15 protein-coding genes and 1 pseudogene are annotated in these 16,423 nt (G+C 50.0%); 8 read left to right on the top strand and 8 right to left on the bottom strand.

What is annotated here, in order from left to right:
• The first annotated feature begins 121 nt into the window (after window positions 1-121).
• Both mhpT and ACK8NJ_RS17975 read left to right on the top strand, forming a co-directional pair.
• Window positions 122-1,333, top strand: a complete 1,212-nt coding sequence (gene mhpT / locus ACK8NJ_RS17980; RefSeq protein WP_089573867.1) for a 3-(3-hydroxy-phenyl)propionate transporter MhpT — start codon at window positions 122-124, stop codon at window positions 1,331-1,333.
• A 101-nt stretch (window positions 1,334-1,434) separates the two neighbouring features.
• On the top strand, window positions 1,435-1,974 hold the full coding sequence (locus ACK8NJ_RS17975) for a DUF2058 domain-containing protein (protein WP_001096703.1): 540 nt from the start codon (window positions 1,435-1,437) through the stop codon (window positions 1,972-1,974).
• Between the two features lie 122 nt (window positions 1,975-2,096).
• On the opposite strand, the gene fghA is transcribed toward ACK8NJ_RS17975, so the two are convergent.
• The 6 genes from fghA to ACK8NJ_RS17945 all read right to left on the bottom strand — a co-directional run bounded on the left by fghA (window position 2,097) and on the right by ACK8NJ_RS17945 (window position 7,156).
• Entirely contained in the window at window positions 2,097-2,930 is an 834-nt protein-coding gene (gene fghA / locus ACK8NJ_RS17970; protein ID WP_411961847.1) for an S-formylglutathione hydrolase, read from the bottom strand.
• A gap of 91 nt (window positions 2,931-3,021) precedes the next feature.
• The gene (frmA, locus tag ACK8NJ_RS17965; protein ID WP_411961846.1) at window positions 3,022-4,131 is read right to left on the bottom strand and encodes an S-(hydroxymethyl)glutathione dehydrogenase; all 1,110 of its coding nucleotides are present in this window, start codon (window positions 4,129-4,131) and stop codon (window positions 3,022-3,024) included.
• Window positions 4,132-4,165: 34 nt separating this feature from the next.
• Entirely contained in the window at window positions 4,166-4,441 is a 276-nt protein-coding gene (frmR, locus tag ACK8NJ_RS17960) for a formaldehyde-responsive transcriptional repressor FrmR (protein WP_001141271.1), read from the bottom strand.
• A 184-nt stretch (window positions 4,442-4,625) separates the two neighbouring features.
• The gene (locus ACK8NJ_RS17955; RefSeq protein WP_411961845.1) at window positions 4,626-5,399 is read right to left on the bottom strand and encodes a YaiO family outer membrane beta-barrel protein; all 774 of its coding nucleotides are present in this window, start codon (window positions 5,397-5,399) and stop codon (window positions 4,626-4,628) included.
• Between the two features lies 1 nt (window position 5,400).
• On the bottom strand, window positions 5,401-5,982 hold the full coding sequence (locus ACK8NJ_RS17950) for an acetyltransferase (protein WP_282647623.1): 582 nt from the start codon (window positions 5,980-5,982) through the stop codon (window positions 5,401-5,403).
• A complete protein-coding gene (locus ACK8NJ_RS17945; RefSeq protein WP_001521974.1) occupies window positions 5,960-7,156 on the bottom strand; it encodes a glycosyltransferase in 1,197 nt (398 codons plus the stop codon). The genes ACK8NJ_RS17950 and ACK8NJ_RS17945 overlap by 23 nt, the downstream gene beginning before the upstream one ends.
• Window positions 7,157-7,180: 24 nt before the next feature.
• Here ACK8NJ_RS17945 and ACK8NJ_RS23900 point away from each other — a divergent pair, with 24 nt between their 5' ends.
• Window positions 7,181-7,300: a hypothetical protein gene (locus tag ACK8NJ_RS23900; RefSeq protein ID WP_123059036.1), complete on the top strand. Its 120-nt coding sequence runs from the start codon at window positions 7,181-7,183 to the stop codon at window positions 7,298-7,300.
• A gap of 174 nt (window positions 7,301-7,474) precedes the next feature.
• On the opposite strand, the pseudogene ACK8NJ_RS23895 reads toward ACK8NJ_RS23900, so the two are convergent.
• Window positions 7,475-7,837, bottom strand: a pseudogene (locus tag ACK8NJ_RS23895) (PIG-L deacetylase family protein); the annotation flags it as partial.
• Window positions 7,838-8,445: 608 nt separating this feature from the next.
• Between ACK8NJ_RS23895 and tauA the strand changes: the two are divergent.
• The 4 genes from tauA to tauD are packed head-to-tail and all read left to right on the top strand — an operon-like array spanning window position 8,446 to window position 11,860.
• Window positions 8,446-9,408: a taurine ABC transporter substrate-binding protein gene (gene tauA / locus ACK8NJ_RS17935; RefSeq protein WP_072648451.1), complete on the top strand. Its 963-nt coding sequence runs from the start codon at window positions 8,446-8,448 to the stop codon at window positions 9,406-9,408.
• A 12-nt stretch (window positions 9,409-9,420) separates the two neighbouring features.
• Window positions 9,421-10,188, top strand: a complete 768-nt coding sequence (gene tauB / locus ACK8NJ_RS17930) for a taurine ABC transporter ATP-binding subunit (protein WP_001586727.1) — start codon at window positions 9,421-9,423, stop codon at window positions 10,186-10,188.
• Window positions 10,185-11,012: a taurine ABC transporter permease TauC gene (tauC, locus tag ACK8NJ_RS17925; protein ID WP_001599448.1), complete on the top strand. Its 828-nt coding sequence runs from the start codon at window positions 10,185-10,187 to the stop codon at window positions 11,010-11,012. The genes tauB and tauC overlap by 4 nt, the downstream gene beginning before the upstream one ends.
• Window positions 11,009-11,860, top strand: a complete 852-nt coding sequence (gene tauD / locus ACK8NJ_RS17920) for a taurine dioxygenase (protein WP_000004027.1) — start codon at window positions 11,009-11,011, stop codon at window positions 11,858-11,860. Before tauC ends, tauD begins: the two co-directional genes overlap by 4 nt.
• Before the next feature lie 39 nt (window positions 11,861-11,899).
• Here tauD and hemB read toward each other — a convergent pair whose 3' ends face one another.
• The gene (gene hemB / locus ACK8NJ_RS17915; RefSeq protein ID WP_001521979.1) at window positions 11,900-12,874 is read right to left on the bottom strand and encodes a porphobilinogen synthase; all 975 of its coding nucleotides are present in this window, start codon (window positions 12,872-12,874) and stop codon (window positions 11,900-11,902) included.
• Between the two features lie 525 nt (window positions 12,875-13,399).
• Between hemB and ehaB the strand changes: the two genes are divergently transcribed.
• Window positions 13,400-16,348, top strand: coding sequence for an autotransporter adhesin EhaB (gene ehaB, locus ACK8NJ_RS17910; RefSeq protein WP_042063847.1), 2,949 nt, complete (start codon window positions 13,400-13,402; stop codon window positions 16,346-16,348).
• Window positions 16,349-16,423: the final 75 nt, after the last annotated feature.

The raw sequence follows: 16,423 nt of genomic DNA, 5'->3' as shown, positions 1-16,423 counted from the left end.
GCGTAAACGCCTTGTTCGGCCTACATTTTCTTCGCCTGTAGGCAGTCATTAAATGGTTCTGATTACGCGGCTGGCAATGTATCAGCCGCGATTCACCTGCACTCGCAACGAGGTTCATCTTATGTCGACTCGTACCCCTTCATCATCTTCATCCCGCCTGATGCTGACCATCGGGCTTTGTTTTTTGGTCGCTCTGATGGAAGGACTGGATCTTCAGGCGGCTGGCATTGCGGCGGGTGGCATCGCCCAGGCTTTCGCACTCGATAAAATGCAAATGGGCTGGATATTCAGCGCCGGAATACTCGGTTTGCTACCCGGCGCGCTGGTTGGCGGAATGCTGGCGGACCGTTATGGTCGTAAGCGTATTTTAATTAGCTCAGTTGCGCTGTTTGGTTTGTTCTCATTGGCAACGGCGATTGCCTGGGATTTCCCCTCACTGGTCTTTGCGCGACTGATGACCGGTGTCGGGCTGGGGGCGGCGTTGCCGAATCTGATCGCCCTGACGTCTGAAGCCGCGGGGCCACGTTTTCGTGGGACGGCAGTGAGCCTGATGTATTGCGGTGTCCCCATTGGCGCGGCGTTGGCGGCGACACTGGGTTTCGCGGGGGCAAACTTAGCATGGCAAACGGTGTTTTGGGTAGGTGGTGTGGTGCCGTTGATTCTGGTGCCGCTATTAATGCGCTGGCTGCCAGAGTCGGCGGTTTTCGCTGGCGAAAAACAGGCCGCGCCTCCACTGCGTGCGTTATTTGCGCCAGAAACGGCCACCGCGACGCTGCTGCTGTGGTTGTGTTATTTCTTCACTCTGCTGGTGGTCTACATGTTGATCAACTGGCTACCGCTGCTTTTGGTGGAGCAAGGATTCCAGCCATCGCAGGCGGCAGGGGTGATGTTTGCACTGCAAATGGGGGCGGCAAGCGGGACGTTAATGTTGGGCGCATTGATGGATAAGCTGCGTCCAGTAACCATGTCGCTACTGATTTATAGCGGCATGTTAGCTTCGCTGCTGGCGCTGGGAACGGTGTCGTCATTTAACGGTATGTTGCTGGCGGGATTCGTCGCGGGGTTGTTTGCGACAGGTGGGCAAAGCGTTTTGTATGCCCTGGCACCGTTGTTTTACAGTTCGCAGATCCGCGCAACAGGTGTGGGAACAGCCGTGGCGGTAGGGCGTCTGGGGGCTATGAGCGGTCCGTTACTGGCCGGGAAAATGCTGGCATTAGGTACTGGTACAGTTGGCGTAATGGCCGCTTCTGCGCCGGGTATTCTTGTTGCGGGGTTGGCGGTGTTTATTTTGATGAGCCGGAGATCACGAATACAGCCGTGCGCCGATGCCTGACGCGCCTTATTAAGTAGGGGCGAAAGGGACTTGCCCCCAATACACCTACGGCGTTTACAGGTATACTCGCTAAAAATTATTCAGCGGGTTTGGAAACAAAGATGGCAAAACTTACCTTACAAGAGCAGTTGCTCAAAGCAGGATTAGTCACCAGCAAAAAAGCGGCGAAGGTCGAGAGAACGGCGAAAAAATCGCGCGTTCAGGCGCGTGAAGCTCGGGCGGCGGTAGAAGAAAATAAAAAGGCACAGCTTGAACGTGATAAACAGCTTAGCGAGCAGCAAAAACAAGCGGCGTTGGCGAAAGAATATAAAGCTCAGGTGAAGCAGCTTATCGAAATGAACCGAATCACCATTGCCAATGGCGATATTGGTTTTAACTTTACTGACGGTAATCTGATTAAGAAAATCTTTGTCGATAAGCTCACGCAAGCGCAGTTGATTAATGGTCGTCTGGCGATTGCCCGCTTGTTGCTCGATAACAATAGCGAAGGTGAATACGCCATTATTCCCGCCAGCGTTGCCGATAAAATTGCTCAGCGTGATGCCAGCAGTATTGTGTTGCACAGCGCGCTCAGCGCCGAAGAGCAGGATGAAGACGATCCGTATGCCGACTTCAAAGTGCCTGATGATTTGATGTGGTAAACATAGATAAGTCGTGCGCAGATGCCTGATGCGACGCTATGCGCGTTTTATCATGCCTACGGCCTGCGGGCGAAATGTAGGCGGATAAGGCGTTCACGCCGCATCCGGCAGTCGTGCTATTATTACCGCATATTCAGTTTATTGGCGTGGTAGGCAATATGCTCGCCAATAAAACTGGAGACAAAATAATAGCTGTGATCATAACCCTCGTGATAACGGATTAACGTCTTGATATTCATCTCCTGGCAGATCTTTTCAAGATTTGGAGTCCGCAGCTGTTCTGCGTAAAAATCATCACTCAACCCCTGATCAACCATTATTTCCGCAACGCGTTGACCTTGTGAAATAAGACTCACCGGATCGTAATCCAACCAGGCTTCTTTATTTTCACCAAGATATGCGGTAAAGGCTTGCTGTCCCCACGGTACTTGCGATGGGGAGACAATGGGCGAAAACGCTGAGACGCTGACATATTCATCTGGGTTACGTAACGCCAGCACCAGCGCGCCCAGCCCGCCCATAGAATGACCTGAAATAGACTTTCTGGTCGTTGCCGGAAAATGTTGCATCACTAAATCCGGCAGCTCGTTGTGGATATAATCATACATTTTGTAATGTTCATTCCACGGCGCTTGCGTTGCGTTCAGGTAAAACCCGGCACCTTGCCCGAGATCGTAACGGTCGGCATCTGCGACATGACTGCCTCGCGGACTGGTGTCTGGCGCAACAACAATAATGTTGTGCTCAGCCGCGTAACGTTGCATCCCCGATTTAGTAATGAAATTCTGCTCGTTGCAAGTCAGCCCTGAAAGCCAGTACAACACCGGCAATTTTTCACTTGCGGCTTTTGGTGGGAGATAGACGCCGACATTCATTTCACATTTCAGTGATGGGGAATAATGCCGATACACATTTTGCCAGCCGCCAAAGCTGGCATGTTTTTCAATGAGTTCCATCAGTCATTATCTCACGGTTAATCCCCCGGACGGCTGCCCGGGGAGAGTATTAAGAACCCCGTCTGAACTGGACGGGTAAACCTGCGGGAAATCAGTAACGAATTACGGTTCGAATGGATTTGCCTTCATGCATCAGGTCGAAGGCGTCATTAATTTCATCCAGGCTCATGGTATGCGTGACAAACGGTTCCAGATCGATATCGCCTTTCATCGCATCTTCAACCATACCCGGTAACTGGGAACGACCTTTCACGCCGCCAAACGCGGAACCTTTCCATACGCGACCGGTGACCAACTGGAATGGACGGGTGGAGATTTCCTGACCAGAACCAGCTACCCCGATGATCACCGACTGACCCCAGCCGCGGTGCGCACTTTCCAGCGCCGCACGCATCACGTTGACGTTACCGATGCATTCAAAGGTATGGTCGATACCCCATTTGTTGATATCCAGCAGGACATCTTTAATCGGTTTGTCGTAGTCATTCGGGTTAATGCAGTCGGTAGCACCGAAGCGACGCGCCAGATCGAATTTCTTCGGGTTGGTATCGATAGCGATAATCCGTCCCGCTTTCGCCTGACGCGCGCCCTGAACCACTGCCAGACCAATCGCGCCAAGACCAAATATGGCAACAGAATCACCTGGCTGGACTTTAGCCGTGTTGTGTACCGCACCAATACCGGTGGTCACGCCACAGCCCAGCAGGCAGACGTGTTCGTGGTTTGCTTCTGGATTAATTTTGGCCAGAGACACTTCCGCGACCACGGTGTATTCACTGAATGTAGAGCATCCCATGTAGTGATAAAGCGGCTGCCCGTTGTAAGAAAAACGGGTGGTGCCGTCTGGCATCAGGCCTTTACCCTGGGTTTCGCGAACCGCAACACAGAGGTTGGTTTTGCCAGAACGACAGAACTCACACTCGCCGCACTCTGCGGTGTAAAGCGGGATCACATGGTCGCCAGGTTTGACGCTGGTTACGCCTTCACCGACTTCAACCACAACGCCGGCCCCTTCGTGACCGAGAACTACCGGGAATACACCTTCCGGGTCATCGCCGGAGAGGGTAAATGCGTCGGTATGGCAAACACCGGTATGGGTGACTTTAATCAGCACTTCACCTTTTTTCGGTGGTGCAACGTCAATTTCAACGATTTCCAGCGGTTTACCGGGAGCAAATGCAACGGCAGCACGTGATTTCATCTCTCGCTCTTCCTCAATATGGTAATAGATTCAGCTATTTAAGATAGGCACGAACCAGTTCAATAGTGTCGTCAACGGATTGGCTGACTTCGCGGCTGTAGCAGTCATTTCGGTCAAACGTTTCCCGGATATGGCTTTCAAGCACTTCTGCCATCAGCCCGTTAGCCGCGCCCCGAACGGCAGCGATCTGTTGGAGTATGGCACGGCATTCGGCATCACCCTCCAGCGACCGTTCCAGAGCATCAATTTGCCCCCGAATACGACGAACTCGAGTAAGGACCTTTTTCTTCTCTTCCGGAGTACTGGGCATTTCGCACCTCATCATCTGCACGCAATATACTATAGGGGGGTATGCTATATGTCAATGCATACCCCCCTATAGTATATAACACTGGAGAATAAAATTTATCCGGTGAATGTAGTCGGATAACAAAAAGTAAAGAGGGGCCTAATCGACAGGGAAGGCCGCCCCGGATAGCGGGCGGCAGAAGGAATCAGAATTTCCAGGTCAGATGGGCTGCAAGTTGCAGACCGTTATAATCATCGGTTGGGGTGTCGTACCACACTTTACCTGCCGTCAGCCCGAGATTAAGTTGCTCAGTCAGCGGTTGAATACGTTGCAAACTGACGCTCTTCATGCTGCCGTAGCGTGTTTCTGGCGTCCAGTCATAGGTGTAAGCACCTGTTCCGCGGCTTAGCCATAGTTGCGTATAACCAGTGCCGCGCGGGTCATTCAGACGCACGGAAATCATATTGCTGTAACTACCACCTGCATCGCTGGAGTCATAATGGGTATAGCGATAGCTGGTGATCACCGGGCCAGTATAGAGTGATACGCCGCCTTGCCAGGCATCGACTTCGACATCATCGTAATATTTCGTGTAGCGATAACCGGTCGTGAAAAGCGTTTTTGGCAACAGTGCCAGGTTAATATCCTGACGAAAATCCTGGCGGGCAAAGATCGGCGTATTATCCGCAAAGGCAATACCCGTTCGGGTTGTCAGCCAGTTATTCCATTTATACCAGACCGCACCCTGACCGCGAGTGGCATTGAAATGTTCAGTTTCATAATCACGACGCCCCTGGGAAAGATTAAAAAGCAGCGTTGCGTTTTCAACTTTCGCCACCAGTTCAGCATACGCTAAATTACGGTTGCCATGATCGCCAGAATAATCGGTAAAATCGTAGCCCGCGGTAATGGAAGTTAACCCGGCATAAGCGGGCAATGTGCTAAAAATTGCTGCCGCTAATAACGTCCGTTTTATCATTTTAATCTCCTGTACGGATAAGTTCTTGTCGGAGTGAATAAGTTCCGGTAGGTAAATTACGTTCTACAATCACGCGCGGGCCAAGTTGCGTGTTCGGGGAAATAATTCGCCCAGGCAAAATAATAACTTGTACGCCAAGGCGTGAACGCTGCCCGATATAACAACCTAATTTATCGCATTCGGTAGTGATAATTCCCTCTGGAGTTCGAACAGATACGGGCTGTTGATCCAGACGATGATTACTGGTACGTACTTGTGCGCCCAAATATGCCTGGTTTGCAACTACCGAGTCGGCGATAAAGCATTGCGGACCAATCGTTGCTTCCGCTTCAATAACCGCATTTTTAATTTCGGTGGCAAAACCAATTTTTACGCCATTGCTGATTATTGTGCCAGGACGAATAAACGCATAATTACCTATCAGGCAGTTTGCGCCAATCACTACCGGACCCTGAATAACGGCACCGTGACAAATACGGGTATTCGCGCCGATAACAACTTCACCTGCAGTTTCATCAATAATTACCTGGTCTGCAATCTGAATATTTTTCTCTTTAACATTAAGCTTCAGAAAGTTTTTCAGTTCCTGTGACAGAAGGTTGGGAATAAGCGGTTGACGCTTCCACCAGTGCGGAATAGCGGGTGGGTTTGTCGCGCTGAGGTTCGCGTCCAGTAAAAAAGGCAATAAGTCCATAAATAATCCAGATGGCATAAGCTAATAATACATACACAACGGAAAGCGGTGCTAAAGGCACCAACAACCAGCAACGATGAAACCAGGCGCTAAAAGCACCAATAACACAAACTACGCCGACCCAGATAAGCGGAAACATTGCCAACACCACACCATGCGGCCCGGTGGTAATGAATTCATTAAACCAGGTAGTGAGATAAATCCCAACGCCATAAAGCACAACCAACAGCATAGGAAATATACTGAAGATACCGAAGCGGCTAAATAAAAGCCTTTTATGCAGGCGCATACAGACCGCGTAGCCCACAATCCAACGCCGCCAGCGACGCCACTCCTCACGCGGGCTGTTGCATTCCTGTGGGTATACGATGCAGCGATTCGCCTGCCGAATACGATAGCCGTTTGCCACCAATGTCCAGGTGAGATCAAGGTCTTCGACTTTAGTACGATCGGAGAAACCGAACTTACGCAATACATCAGTACGGAACATCCCGCAGGCACCGCTGATAATAAACGGTGCGCCGCCCAGGAGCTGCTGTAGCGTGCGCTTCATAACAATCATCGGCAACTTTACGGTCGCGCGGATGTGCGGTAACAGACCCGCGCCTTTCAACGCAGTAGAGGGAATGCCGCCTACGGCATCAGCACCGCGCTCTATTTCTGCCAGCATATAGCCCATTCCGTCTTGATCGGGCGGAACATAGGTGTCGGCATCACTTAAAAAAACCTGGTCGCAGGTGGCGTAATTGAGGCCATTCATCAGCGCACCACCTTTACCGGTATTTTTTTGCGTGACGGCAATAAAGCGGTCGCCCCATTTGCGTTTGACTTCCGCCATGACCGCTTCGGTATTGTCCGTGGAGCCGTCGTTAACGCAAATTACCCGGCAAAAATAAGGGTTACGCAGTAGATTATCCAGTGACTGTGCCAGACACGGGCCTTCGTTATACGCAGGTATAATGGCGTCAATACAACCTTTTTTTGGGCTGGGCTTACGCCTTAACGTACTCAGGAACCATAGCAATATTGCTACGGCCATACATATAAATATCCAGGTTTTCATGCAATTTGCTCAAAGAATCATTTTATGAATTACAAAGCCTTCACCCAGATCGCTATTGACCTGTTGCCCGCGAAATTGTGCAACTGCACGCAGGCGATCATGACGCATATAATCGCGTCGTTCCTGGCTTTTATGTTTTTTTAATGCAGCAAGTTTGGCTGTGAAATATTCTTCTTTAACGGATTCAAAAACCTGAGGCATAAATGAAAGCCAGGTACTCGGGGTTTCGTAGCCGAGAATTTGTGGAATAGTGCGGCAGGCAACCATTGAAGCTTGATAAACAGCGAGATGATCCTGATGGCGGTCGGCATCATGCATGGTATATACCCGCATGATTTCAACATCAGAAGGAATTTGATTTTTAATGATATCTTCCAGGGCGGAAATCATATCATTGAGCTGTAAATGCGCGCGGGTGTCAGCAAAATTAAGATGAATAGTTTGGTGGCACCCTAATATCTTTAGGGCGTTGCGCGATTCTTCATGGCGATCGATTATTCCATCTGTGCCAGAGTTGCCGGTAGTCATCACCACGGCTGCGATATAAATTCCTTTTTGCGCAAGACGAGCAAGCGACGCGCCACAGCCCAATTCTATATCGTCAGGATGTGCGCCAATAGCAAGGATACCCTTTCTTTTATTTGCCGAAGAAAGGATGGCTGAATCTAAAACCTTATCCACTTAATGACACTCCATTTTATTTATTATACTACAAGCACAACGATGCCCGCAGAGACGTAATCTCTGGCACAGACAGATGCTAATTTTTAAGTGTTAAAAATTACTGATAGCTGAAAAATAAGGGGCTTTCAGGTACGGGGATACGACTGCGTAATCTTTTATGTAGTTCATATGTTAAGTGTTTGTGTGTTTGGTTTGTATAGTTATTTTGTTTTATATATTGTATTTAGATGTGATTTAGTTTGTCAATTAATTACATATTAAAAATATGTTCTAGGCACAAATATGGATTATATACATTATGTGAATGTATTATGTGGTTGATTGAGAATGATACAGTTATATATGCAATGTGAATATAATGATTTCATTATATGTATTGCTGTTAATAAAATAAAAGACATTATGTTCTGCTTGTTTATGCATTAATAAAAATGAAGTGCAGTAACTTACTGAATTGTCAGAGTGGGTGTAATTGCATATTTAATCTTTCCTTTGCCGCTTTTTTGCTAAGAATAAAATCATCTGTGCGATAACGACTAATTCTTTTAATGAATGTTTTTATTCCTGAATACTGCTCCTATAACAAGACAGGGGAGCAGACAATCATGGCAATTTCATCGCGTAACACACTTCTTGCCGCACTGGCATTCATCGCTTTTCAGGCACAGGCGGTGAACGTCACCGTGGCCTATCAAACCTCCGCTGAACCGGCGAAAGTGGCTCAGGCTGATAACACCTTTGCTAAAGAGAGCGGGGCGACGGTGGACTGGCGCAAGTTTGACAGCGGAGCCAGCATCGTGCGGGCGCTGGCTTCAGGCGATGTCCAAATCGGTAACCTCGGTTCCAGCCCATTAGCGGTGGCAGCCAACCAACAGGTGCCGATTGAAGTCTTCTTACTGGCGTCAAAACTGGGTAACTCCGAAGCGCTGGTGGTAAAGAAAACTATCAGCAAACCGGAAGATCTCATTGGCAAACGCATCGCCGTACCGTTTATCTCCACCACCCACTACAGCCTGCTGGCGGCGCTGAAACACTGGGGTATAAAACCCGGACAAGTGGAGATAGTGAACCTGCAGCCACCCGCGATTATCGCCGCATGGCAACGGGGAGACATTGATGGTGCTTATGTCTGGGCACCGGCGGTTAACGCCCTGGAAAAAGACGGCAAGGTGTTGACCGATTCTGAACAGGTCGGGCAGTGGGGCGCGCCAACGCTGGACGTCTGGGTGGTGCGCAAAGATTTTGCCGAGAAACATCCTGAGGTCGTGAAAGCGTTCGCTAAAAGCGCCATCGATGCTCAACAACCGTACATTGCTAATCCAGACGCGTGGCTGAAACAGCCGGAAAACATCAGCAAACTGGCACGTTTAAGCGGCGTACCTGAAGGTGACGTTCCGGGGCTGGTGAAGGGGAATACCTATCTGACGCCGCAGCAGCAAACGGCAGAACTGACCGGACCGGTGAACAAAGCGATCATCGACACCGCGCAGTTTTTGAAAGAGCAGGGCAAAGTCCCGGCTGTAGCGAAAGATTACAGCCAGTACGTGACCTCGCGCTTCGTGCAATAAAAGGAGGCGCAGATGCTGCAAATCTCTCATCTCTATGCCGATTATGGCGGCAAACCGGCGCTGGAAGATATCAACCTGACGCTGGAAAGCGGCGAGCTACTGGTGGTTCTGGGACCGTCTGGCTGCGGCAAAACCACCTTGCTGAATCTGATTGCCGGTTTTGTGCCTTATCAGCATGGCAGCATTCAACTGGCGGGTAAGTGCATTGAGGGACCGGGCGCAGAGCGGGGCGTGGTTTTTCAGAATGAAGGGCTGTTGCCGTGGCGTAATGTGGTAGACAACGTGGCGTTCGGCCTGCAACTGGCAGGTGTAGAGAAAGTACAGCGCCTGGAAATCGCGCACCAGATGCTGAAAAAAGTGGGGCTGGAAGGCGCAGAAAAACGCTATATCTGGCAGCTTTCCGGCGGTCAACGTCAGCGGGTAGGGATTGCCCGCGCGCTGGCGGCGAATCCCCAGCTGTTATTACTCGACGAACCGTTTGGCGCGCTGGACGCCTTCACCCGCGATCAGATGCAAACTCTGCTGCTGAAACTCTGGCAGGAGACGGGCAAGCAGGTGCTGTTGATTACCCACGATATAGAAGAAGCGGTGTTTATGGCGACTGAACTGGTTCTGCTTTCACCCGGCCCTGGCCGCGTGCTGGAGCGGCTGCCGCTCAACTTTGCTCGCCGCTTTGTTGCGGGAGAGTCGAGCCGCAGCATCAAGTCCGATCCACAATTCATCGCCATGCGCGAATATGTTTTAAGCCGCGTATTTGAGCAACGGGAGGCGTTCTCATGAGTGTGCTCATTAATGAAAAACTGCATTCGCATCGGCTGAAATGGCGCTGGCCGCTCTCGCGTCAGGTGACCTTAAGCATTGGCACGTTAGCGATTTTACTCACTGTATGGTGGGCAGTGGCGGCGCTGCACCTGATTAGCCCGCTGTTTTTGCCGCCACCGCAACAGGTACTGGCAAAACTGCTCACCATTGCCGGGCCGCAGGGATTTATGGACGCCACCCTGTGGCAGCATCTGGCAGCCAGCCTGACGCGCATTGTGCTGGCGCTACTTGCGGCGGTGTTGATCGGCATTCCGGTCGGGATCGCCATGGGACTAAGCCCGACGGTGCGCGGCATTCTGGATCCGGTAATCGAGCTTTATCGTCCGGTGCCGCCGCTGGCGTATTTGCCGCTGATGGTGATCTGGTTTGGTATTGGTGAAACCTCGAAGATCTTACTGATCTATTTAGCGATTTTTGCACCGGTGGCGATGTCGGCGCTGGCGGGGGTGAAAAGCGCGCAGCAGGTTCGCATTCGTGCCGCCCAGTCGCTGGGTGCCAGTCGTGCGCAGGTGCTGTGGTTTGTCATTTTGCCCGGCGCGCTGCCGGAAATCCTCACCGGATTACGCATTGGTCTGGGTGTGGGCTGGTCTACGCTGGTAGCGGCGGAGCTGATTGCCGCGACGCGCGGTTTAGGATTTATGGTTCAGTCAGCGGGTGAATTTCTCGCGACTGACGTGGTGCTGGCGGGGATCGCGGTGATTGCGATTATCGCTTTTCTTTTAGAACTGGGTTTGCGCGCGTTACAGCGCCGCCTGACGCCCTGGCATGGAGAAGTACAATGAGTGAACGTCTGAGCATTACCCCGCTGGGGCCGTATATTGGCGCACAAATTTCGGGTGCCGACCTGACGCGCCCGTTAAGCGATAATCAGTTTGAACAGCTTTACCATGCGGTGCTGCGCCATCAGGTGGTGTTTCTGCGCGATCAAGCTATTACGCCGCAGCAGCAACGCGCGCTGGCCCAGCGTTTTGGCGAACTGCATATTCACCCTGTTTACCCTCATGCCGAAGGGGTTGACGAGATCATCGTGCTGGATACTCATAACGATAATCCGCCGGATAACGACAACTGGCATACCGATGTGACATTTATTGAAACGCCACCCGCAGGGGCGATTCTGGCGGCAAAAGAGTTACCCTCGACCGGCGGCGATACGCTCTGGACCAGCGGTATTGCGGCCTATGAGGCGCTCTCTGTTCCCTTCCGCCAACTGTTGAGCGGGCTGCGTGCGGAGCATGATTTCCGTAAATCGTTCCCGGAATACAAATACCGCAAAACCGAGGAGGAGCATCAACGCTGGCGCGAGGCGGTCGCGAAAAACCCGCCGTTGCTACATCCGGTGGTGCGAACGCATCCGGTGAGCGGTAAACAGGCGCTGTTTGTGAATGAAGGCTTTACTACGCGAATTGTTGATGTCAGCGAGAAAGAGAGCGAAGCCTTGTTAAGTTTTTTGTTTGCCCATATCACCAAACCGGAGTTTCAGGTGCGCTGGCGCTGGCAACCGAATGATATTGCGATTTGGGATAATCGCGTGACTCAGCACTATGCCAATGCGGATTACCTGCCACAGCGGCGGATTATGCATCGGGCGACGATCCTTGGGGATAAACCGTTTTATCGGGCGGGGTAAGGGGGAAATGCCGGGTTGGATAACCCGGCATAATGAACATTAACGCAGAATCTTCTTCTCAGCCAAATCCAGCGCAAAGTAGCTGAAAATCAGATCCGCACCCGCACGCTTAATCGAACCTAAGCTTTCGAGCACGACTTTCTCTTCATCTATAGCACCCGCCAGCGCGGCGAACTTAATCATCGCGTACTCACCGCTCACCTGATACGCGCCAATCGGCAATTCAGTACGTTCACGCAGCTCACGCACGATGTCGAGGTACGCTCCAGCAGGTTTAACCATCAGGCAGTCTGCGCCCTGGGCTTCATCCAGCAGTGACTCACGAATCGCCTCACGACGGTTCATTGGGTTCATCTGATAGCTTTTGCGGTCGCCTTTTAATGCGCTTCCGGCAGCTTCACGGAACGGGCCATAAAAGGAGGAGGCGAACTTGGTCGAATACGACATAATCGCCGTATCTTTAAAGCCCGCAGCGTCCAGCGCATGGCGAATTGCCTGTACCTGGCCGTCCATCGCGGCGGAAGGGGCGATGAAGTCTGCGCCTGCAGCAGCTGCAACCACGGCTTGCTTGCCTAAATTTTCCAGAGTCGCGTCGTTGTCGACGCCATGCTCGCACAGCACACCGCAGTGACCGTGAGAAGTGTATTCACAGAAACAAGTGTCTGACATGACGATCATTTCTGGCACAGTCTGCTTGCAGATGCGCGACATCCGCGCCACCAGTCCATCTTCCCGCCAGGCGTCGCTGCCGGTTTCATCGGTATGGTGGGAAATGCCGAAAGTCATCACGGAACGAATACCGGCGTTTGCGATGCGTTCAATTTCGCGTGCCAGATGTTTCTCTGGAATGCGCATCACACCTGGCATGGCTTCAACGGCTTTGTAGTCGTCAATTTCTTCTTCAACAAAGATCGGCAACACCAGGTCGTTAAGGCTAAGTGTTGTCTCTTCAAACATAGCGCGCAGCGCAGGAGTTTTGCGCAGGCGACGAGGGCGTTGGATTAAGTCTGTCATGGTCTGCCTGATGTTTGTGGAATCAAGGGGCATAGTATACCTGAAGCAGGGTGGGGATGTTTTACGAAAGTTGTCGCGATGTTGACAAGAAGAGAATGAAAGAGAGACCAGGACATCTTTGTAATAGAAGCAGCAATAATTTCATATTCACTGAAAATATTTTTAATTTTTATTTATAGCCATAGATTATTGTTTTTGGGAATTTGGTGACGTTTTCAAAAAGTGAATAACTTAAAGTTCATTGCTTATTGATACATTATTTGTCTGTTTTAGTTGCTTTATATTTTCATGGTCTATGTTTTAAAATTAACGCTTTCATTAACGTATTGAAATATTGTGTTTTTGTTATTTCTTTCTGTGTGTGTGTTCACGTGCTTTATATATGTCCGCAATCGGACTTAGGGGAAAGAATAATTGAACCATTCCTCTATAACGCCGCATAATCGTCAACGCGAAACATAATATGTTTTCTATGCATTGATAATTGATGGATCAACTTATTACGTCCCTGAGGAGGGATGACAAATGCACTCCTGGAAAAAGAAACTTGTAGTATCACAATTAGCATTGGCTTGCACTCTGGCTATCACCTCTCAGGCTAATGCAGCGACCAACGATATTTCTGGTCAAACTTACAATACTTTTCATCACTACAACGACGCCACCTATGCTGATGACGTTTACTATGATGGTTATGTAGGCTGGAACAACTATGCCGCTGATAGCTATTACAACGGCGATATCTACCCGGTCATTAATAACGCTACTGTTAACGGCGTGATTTCTACCTACTATCTGGACGACGGTATTTCTACCAATACCAATGCCAATAGTCTGACAATCAAAAACAGCACTATTCACGGTATGATTTATTCCGAGTGCATGACAACTGATTGTGCTGATCGTGCGGATGACTACTACCATGATCGTCTGGCGCTGACCGTTGATAATTCAACGATCGATGACAACTACGAACACTACACATATAACGGCACCTACAATAATGCCGCTGACACTCATGTTGTAAATGTATTTAACATCGGTACTGCCATCACTCTGGATCAGGAAGTTGATCTGTCCATCTCTAATAACTCTCACGTCGCAGGTATTACTCTGACTCAGGGTTATGAGTGGGAAGATATCGACGACAACACTGTCAGCACTGGTGTAAACAGCAGCGAAGTATTTAATAACACCATCACTGTTAAAGATTCTACCGTGACCTCTGGTTCATGGACTGATGAAGGTACAACTGGTTGGTTCGGTAATACAGGTAATGCCAGCGATTACAATGGTAAAGGTTGGAACGCTGACGATATCGCATTAGCTGTTATTGCACATCCTGCTGCTGATAACGCCATGCAAACCACTGCAACATTCGATAATTCCACACTGATGGGCGATGTATTCTTCTCAAGTAACTTTGATGAGAACTTCTTCCCGCATGGTCGTGATAGCTATCGTGATGCTGACGGTGATGTAGATACTAACGGTTGGGATGGTACTGATCGCCTTGATCTGACCCTGAATAATGGTAGCAAGTGGGTTGGTGCGGCAATGTCTGCGCATCAGATTGGTGTTGATACTGATGACGATGGTGTAAATGACTCCTATACATATGGAATCAATACTGAAGCCACTGCAACTCTGATCGACATCGCAGCTAACAGCCTGTGGCCTTCATCAACTGTTGGTGTAGAAAACAGCGACTCTGAATACAGCGAATTTGATCACATCATCGGTAACGAAGTTTACCAGAGCGGTCTGTTCAATGTGACCCTGAACACCGGTTCACAGTGGGATACCACCAAAACTTCTCTGATTGATACTCTGAGCATCAACAGTGGTTCAACGGTTAATGTTGCTGATTCAACGCTGATTTCTGACTCTATCTCTCTGACAGGTCTTTCTGCGCTGAACATCAACGAAGATGGTCATGTTGCAACTGATTCACTGACTGTCGACAACAGTACCGTAACCATTTCTGATGAAGTTTCTGCTGGTTGGGCTGTAGGTGATGCTGCTCTGTATGCCAACAACATCAAAGTGACTAACGACGGTATTCTGAATGTCGGTAACACTGCGGCGAATGCTCTGCAGGTTGATACTCTGAACCTGACCAGCACTACTGATACCAGTGGTAACATTCACGCTGGTGTGTTCAACATCGAAAGCAACCGCTTCGTACTTGATGCCGACCTGACCAACGACCGTACCAACGATACTACCAAGTCAAACTACGGTTATGGTTTAATCGCAATGAACTCTGATGGTCACCTGACCATTAACGGTAACGGCGATAACGACAACACTGCTTCTATCGAAGCTGGTCAGAACGAAGTTGATAACAACGGTGACCATGTTGCAGCTGCAACCGGTAACTACAAAGTTCGTATCGACAACGCTACTGGTGCTGGTTCTATCGCTGACTACAACGGTAACGAACTGATCTACGTTAACGACAAAAACAGCAACGCGACCTTCTCTGCTGCTAACAAAGCTGACCTGGGTGCATACACCTATCAGGCTGAGCAGCGTGGTAACACCGTTGTTCTGCAACAGATGGAGCTGACCGACTACGCTAACATGGCGCTGAGCATCCCGTCTGCGAACACCAATATCTGGAACCTGGAACAAGACACCGTTGGTACTCGTCTGACCAACTCTCGTCATGGCCTGGCTGATAACGGCGGCGCATGGGTAAGCTACTTCGGTGGTAACTTCAACGGCGACAACGGCACCATCAACTATGATCAGGATGTTAACGGCATCATGGTCGGTGTTGATACCAAAATTGACGGTAACAACGCTAAGTGGATCGTCGGTGCGGCTGCAGGTTTCGCTAAAGGTGACATGAATGACCGTTCTGGTCAGGTGGATCAAGACAGCCAGACTGCCTACATCTACTCTTCTGCTCACTTCGCGAACAACGTCTTTGTTGATGGTAGCTTGAGCTACTCTCACTTCAACAACGACCTGTCTGCAACCATGAGCAACGGTACTTACGTTGACGGTAGCACCAACTCCGACGCTTGGGGCTTCGGTTTAAAAGCCGGTTACGACTTCAAACTGGGTGATGCTGGTTACGTGACTCCTTACGGCAGCATTTCTGGTCTGTTCCAGTCTGGTGATGACTACCAGCTGAGCAACGACATGAAAGTTGACGGTCAGTCTTACGACAGCATGCGTTATGAACTGGGTGTAGATGCAGGTTATACCTTCACCTACAGCGAAGACCAGGCTCTGACTCCGTACTTCAAACTGGCTTACGTCTACGACGACTCTAACAACGATAACGATGTGAACGGTGATTCCATCGATAACGGTACTGAAGGGTCTGCGGTACGTGTTGGTCTGGGTACTCAGTTCAGCTTCACCAAGAACTTCAGCGCCTATACCGATGCTAACTACCTCGGTGGTGGTGACGTAGATCAAGACTGGTCCGCGAACGTGGGTGTTAAATATACCTGGTAACATTCTTCACTCTGAAGAAATAGGTTATTTAATCTAAATAATGCCCGTCAAGGATTTGACGGGCATTACTGCAAA

This window comes from Escherichia sp. F1 (genome assembly GCF_046764225.1).
Classification (GTDB): Bacteria; Pseudomonadota; Gammaproteobacteria; order Enterobacterales; family Enterobacteriaceae; genus Escherichia; species Escherichia coli.
This window is presented reverse-complemented; position numbering and strand designations above follow the sequence as displayed.

Coding starts and splice junctions, on each gene's coding strand:
- frmR (WP_001141271.1), bottom strand. CDS start 4,441: ATGCCCAGTACTCCGGAAGAGAAGAAAAAGGTCCTTACTCGAGTTCGT.
- ACK8NJ_RS17975 (WP_001096703.1), top strand. CDS start 1,435: ATGGCAAAACTTACCTTACAAGAGCAGTTGCTCAAAGCAGGATTAGTC.
- tauC (WP_001599448.1), top strand. CDS start 10,185: ATGAGTGTGCTCATTAATGAAAAACTGCATTCGCATCGGCTGAAATGG.
- ACK8NJ_RS17945 (WP_001521974.1), bottom strand. CDS start 7,156: ATGAAAACCTGGATATTTATATGTATGGCCGTAGCAATATTGCTATGG.
- ACK8NJ_RS23900 (WP_123059036.1), top strand. CDS start 7,181: ATGAATTACAAAGCCTTCACCCAGATCGCTATTGACCTGTTGCCCGCG.
- hemB (WP_001521979.1), bottom strand. CDS start 12,874: ATGACAGACTTAATCCAACGCCCTCGTCGCCTGCGCAAAACTCCTGCG.
- ehaB (WP_042063847.1), top strand. CDS start 13,400: ATGCACTCCTGGAAAAAGAAACTTGTAGTATCACAATTAGCATTGGCT.
- tauB (WP_001586727.1), top strand. CDS start 9,421: ATGCTGCAAATCTCTCATCTCTATGCCGATTATGGCGGCAAACCGGCG.
- tauA (WP_072648451.1), top strand. CDS start 8,446: ATGGCAATTTCATCGCGTAACACACTTCTTGCCGCACTGGCATTCATC.
- fghA (WP_411961847.1), bottom strand. CDS start 2,930: ATGGAACTCATTGAAAAACATGCCAGCTTTGGCGGCTGGCAAAATGTG.
- frmA (WP_411961846.1), bottom strand. CDS start 4,131: ATGAAATCACGTGCTGCCGTTGCATTTGCTCCCGGTAAACCGCTGGAA.
- tauD (WP_000004027.1), top strand. CDS start 11,009: ATGAGTGAACGTCTGAGCATTACCCCGCTGGGGCCGTATATTGGCGCA.
- ACK8NJ_RS17955 (WP_411961845.1), bottom strand. CDS start 5,399: ATGATAAAACGGACGTTATTAGCGGCAGCAATTTTTAGCACATTGCCC.
- mhpT (WP_089573867.1), top strand. CDS start 122: ATGTCGACTCGTACCCCTTCATCATCTTCATCCCGCCTGATGCTGACC.